The following is a 4,539-nucleotide window of genomic DNA, read 5'->3' as shown; positions in this document are numbered from 1 at the left end:
TCGGTCGCGCCGAGGGGGGAGCAGGCCCCCGCCGCGGCCGCTGTCGCGGCCGTGGCGGCCACGACCGCGCGCCTCCAGCGTAGCGGCACCATCAGTAGATGTAGACCACGGCGTTGCTGCCGCCGGTGCAGGTCACCACGTCTCCACCGGAACACGACATGGTGTATACCTCGCCGGTCACCGGACTGTAGGCGTCCAGGACCATCGGCGCGCCGTTGCCACCCGCCAGCAGGTATTCCGCCCACACGGACAGGGCGAACTCGCAGGAGGTGGCATTCGAACCCACCGCCGATCGCGAGTAGGCACCGTCTTCCGCGTTGGAGCATTCATACGAGCCGGACGGCGACGCCGGTCGCGCCGGTTGCACCGGTTGAGCGGGTCGAGCGGGTCGAGCGGGTTGGACGGTGGGCTGGGCCGGGGACTCCGGCGCGGTGGCTGTCACCGAGACGGTGGAGGTCACCGGCGCTGCCGAGTCCTGTGTGAACCTCGGCACCACCAGGAAGACCGTGGCGATGACCAGCCCGATCAGGAGCATGGCACCGACGGTCAGGGCCACGATCGCGACCGGGGACATCCCCTGCTTACGTGGCGGGGCGCCGTAGTCCCCGTAGCCGCTCGATCCGTAGCCGCCGGCACCGTACCCGCCCGTTCCGTGCCCTGGCTGCTGGACGGCCCTGAACTCCGACGTGGGCGGCCCGTCCCATCCGGGGGGAGGATTCTGTGTCATGTCGCAGCTCCAGTCACCGGATCCGGCAGTCGCAGGATCCTAATCTGAAGGTGAGTTTATCGAGATATCCCGGTTTGACGAGGGAATATCGGGCCGACCACCCCACGTTCGGGAACGGCCTGTCAGGGAGTGTTCAGCTCCCCGCCATGATCCGGCAAGCCCCCGGGCACGGGACACTCGTACGGTTCCGTGGTCACTCACCCGCGCCTGAAGCCCAGGAAAGGCCACACATGCGCTCACGCACCCTCCTCTCCGGTGCCCTCTCGACACTCCTCGCCGCCGGTGCAACGGTCGGACTGCCCACGGTCTCCGCCGCCGCACCCGCACCCGCGGCGACCGCCGCGGACATCGTCATCAACGAGGTCGAGTCCAACGGCGACCCGGTCGGTGACTGGGTCGAGCTCGCCAACCTCGACACCGATCAGGACCTCGACATCTCCGGCTGGACGCTCATCGACGGCGACCCCACGCACGACCCGATCGTGTTCCCCTCCGGTACCACCATTGAGTCCGGCGGTTACCGGTCCTTCTACACGGACGTGGACCCGGATTACTTCGGGCTGGGCGGGAACGACTCGGTGACCCTGCGCAACGCCGACGGCAACCTGGTCGATTCCACGACCTGGTCCGGCCACGCGGCCGTCACCTGGGGTCGCATCCCCGACATGACGGGCGACTTCGCCGTCACCGGCGAGTCCACCCGCGACGCGCGGAATGTCGCGGCGGTCGCGCAGGAGCCGATCGCGACGTCTCTGTGGCCCTTCGACCCCCTGACCGTCTCCCCGGCCGCCCTCGGTGGCGATTTCGCCGAGGACGACATGTCCGGGGTCGACATCGCGGCCGACGGCACCGCGTACGTCGTGAACAACGGCACCGGCGCGCTCTACGTCCTCGACTACGACCGCGCAGCAGGCAGGTACTCGCTCGCGCGGACCTTCGTGCTCCGGTACCCCGACGGCTCGGGGCCGCCCGACGCCGAGGGCGTGACCGTGGGCTCGGACGGCGCGATCTACGTGGCCACCGAGCGCAACAACAACGCCGGCGGCACCAGCCGCCCGTCGGTCCTGCGCTTCGACCTCCCCGCCGACCGCGACTCCGGCACGCTCGCCGCCACCGATGAGTACTCCCTCTCCTCCCTCACCGGGCAGGTCGGCGCGAACGGCGGCCTCGAAGCCATTGAGTTCCTCCCCGAAGCATGGGGAGGTGCGTTCGCCGTGGGTGTCGAGGGCACGGGCAAGGTCCATTTCGTCCAGTTCGGCGAGGCCGGAGCGGTCACGGAGTTGCAGACCTTCACGTCGCCGTTCCAGGGTGTGATGGCGCTCGATCACGACGAAACGTCCGGCAACCTCCGGGTCCTCTGCGACGAGGTCTGCGAGGGGCGCTCGATCGAGATGACCTTCGACGGGACCGGGTTCGTCACCGACGGCACTCTCTACGCCCGCCCGGCCGGGATGGCCAACCTCGCCAACGAGGGCTTCGCCGCCCACCGCGAGACCGTCGAGTGCACCGTCGGTGACGCTCAGGGAATCGCCGAGCGGGTCCGATTCCTGTGGGCCGACGACGCCGCCGCCGACGGTGCCGGCCTCCGCACGGCCGTCACCGCGCCCGGGGAGTGCCTGGAGGGTGACGACGACGAGGACGGCGGCCTGCTCGACCCGGGCGCCCTGCTCGGTTCGCTCGAGGGCCTCGGGATCGACACCGGTTCGGTCGCCGATCTGCTTCCGGCACTGCCCGCCCTCCCAGTGGATTGAGCCCAGAGGACTCAATCAAGAAATCTGGCCTGAGTCGGGAATACTCAACTACGACCCGCGGTTGAACCGAGTGCGACCCGGAGATGCCGGGAGCGCCCCGACCAGTCCTGAAGGAGACCATCATGGCCACCAGCACCCGTTTCGATCCGTTCCGTGAGCTCGATCGCCTCCTGGGCGAGGGGCTCCGCAGCGCCACCGCCTCGACTTCCCTGCCGATGGACCTCTACAAGGAGGGCGATCGCTTCGTCGGGCTCATCGATATGCCGGGGGTCGACCCCTCCACCATCGACATCGACGTGGAGGACCGCACCCTCACCGTCCGCGCCGAGCGGCGGGCGCCTGCCGAGGGTGACGCGCAGTGGCTCATGCACGAGCGGCAGTCGGGGACCTTCGCCCGGCAGCTCGCCATGGGCAAGGGCCTGGCGACCGACAAGATCGAGGCCGACTACACCGACGGCGTCCTGCGCCTGGTGATCCCGGTGGCCGAAGAGGCCCAGCCGCGCAAGATCGCCGTCTCGCACGGCAACCAGAGGGCCGAGCAGGCCGAGCTCGTCGAGGGCGAGACCGACCTCGGGAGCTGATCCACCACTCCGTCGCGCCCCGGCCGCCCCGGCCTCCCCTCGAGGCCGGGGCGGCCGGTGTCGTCCGCGAGAGCTCAGGTGTCAATCTCCCCCACCACCACGAGTACGTCCGTCGCCCGAGACAGCCCCACGTAGATGCGCTCGCGGAGGCGGTCGATGCCCTCGTAGCTGTTGCACACCAGGACCACGGCACGTCGTTCGAGACCCTTGAAGCCGAGGACGTGACCGTAGAAGATGTCCTCGCCGTCCCAGAACGTCTCCCAGTAGGCGTCGTTGCCGTCCTCCTGGAGCTCGACCTGCATGGGGTGACGCGAGCCGATGGTCAGCAACGCCACGTCGCGGGGCTCCCACCCCTCGTCGAGCAGTCGCATCGCCTCGTCGTCTCCCACCGCGACGGGATCGGCGCCCTCCGGCACCTCCACGTAACGGACGGCGGGACCGGTGCCGCCGCGCAACTCCATGCGCTGACCCACCAGCGGCATGAACGCGCTGGCGATCTGCCGCGTATTGCGCAGGTTGTGGTCCAGCACGAGCGGTACGAGGTCCACGGGCGGGCGGCCGGCACGCTCGAACACTCTCTGGCCCGCGTCGCCGACGATCATGAGCCGACCGTTCTCCCTGTCGCGCAGCGCTCCGACGACCGGCTGCCACCAACTGTCGGCGAAGTCCTGGGCCTCGTCGACGATCACGGCGTCGAATCGCTTGCCGCCGGGCAGTTCGTCTGCCAGGTCGGACATCAACCCGGGCAGATCCTCCTCCCACCACCGCACCGTCTCCGTGGACCGAATCCGCTCGTCCGGGCCCACCGGCGCGCCCCACTCGACGCCCAGGGCGTGGAACTCACCGACGTACGCGGGTCGTTCCCGGCGCTTCCATCCGCTGGTGACCCGCTTGAGGTAGCTGGCCAGCCCGTGCGAGTAGCAGATCAATGCGACGCGCTGCCCGTCCCTTGACAACCGTCGAGCCTGTTCCAGCGCCAGATAGGTCTTACCGCTGCCCGCGCCGCCCCGGATCTCCACCCGCGGCAGGGCGTCGACCGCCCGCAGGAGCACCGACTGTTCACGGGTGAGCGCGTCGGCGATGTCGGCGTTCTCGGCCGCGCGGGCCACCACGTCGCGCTGGGGTAGCCCCCGACCTCCGAGGATCTCGGACAGCCGGTCGACGGTGTCCGCGGACAGGAACGGACGGTCAGCCGGGCCCGAGTCACGGGCCAACCGGAAAGCGATCATCGCGAGGTCGTCGAGCTGATCGCGGTCCACGATCCGGTCGCGCGGGATCTCCGGCATCGCGAAGTCCGCGGGGATCGAGGCGTTCGGGAACACCAGCATGTGGGTCCAGCGCTGGAGCTGATCCGGCCACCGCGGATCCTCACTGACGTACCCGCGCAACGCGTAGAGGGCGTCGCGGCACTGGGCGACCGGGTCGATGGTGACCTTCTTGGTGCCGCTGCCCTGAACCCACCGGCCGTCCTCGATCGCGA

General features: G+C 69.7%; 4 protein-coding genes. 2 read left to right on the top strand and 2 right to left on the bottom strand.

Annotation, left to right across the window (positions count from 1 at the left end; genetic code table 11):
- Positions 1-91 precede the first annotated feature (91 nt).
- Positions 92-727 carry a hypothetical protein gene (locus tag G6024_RS10060; RefSeq protein ID WP_159148624.1) on the bottom strand — a complete coding sequence of 212 codons (636 nt, stop codon included), beginning with the start codon at positions 725-727 and terminating at the stop codon, positions 92-94.
- A 230-nt stretch (positions 728-957) separates the two neighbouring features.
- Between G6024_RS10060 and G6024_RS10055 the strand changes: the two genes are divergently transcribed.
- Together G6024_RS10055 and G6024_RS10050 are read left to right on the top strand one after the other, a co-directional pair.
- Complete coding sequence (locus tag G6024_RS10055) at positions 958-2,478, top strand: lamin tail domain-containing protein (RefSeq protein ID WP_159148623.1); 1,521 nt, start codon at positions 958-960, stop codon at positions 2,476-2,478.
- Between the two features lie 122 nt (positions 2,479-2,600).
- Positions 2,601-3,059, top strand: coding sequence for an Hsp20/alpha crystallin family protein (locus G6024_RS10050; RefSeq protein ID WP_067713942.1), 459 nt, complete (start codon positions 2,601-2,603; stop codon positions 3,057-3,059).
- 74 nt (positions 3,060-3,133) lie between these two features.
- Here G6024_RS10050 and G6024_RS10045 read toward each other — a convergent pair.
- The coding region (locus G6024_RS10045) for an AAA family ATPase (RefSeq protein WP_159148622.1) at positions 3,134-4,539 on the bottom strand (1,406 nt) is incomplete at its 5' end.

The organism is Dietzia maris (assembly GCF_014144855.1).
GTDB classification, from domain to species: domain Bacteria; phylum Actinomycetota; class Actinomycetes; order Mycobacteriales; family Mycobacteriaceae; genus Dietzia; species Dietzia kunjamensis.
The sequence above is the reverse complement of the archived record's forward strand: the minus strand, read 5'-3'. Positions and strand labels throughout refer to the sequence as shown.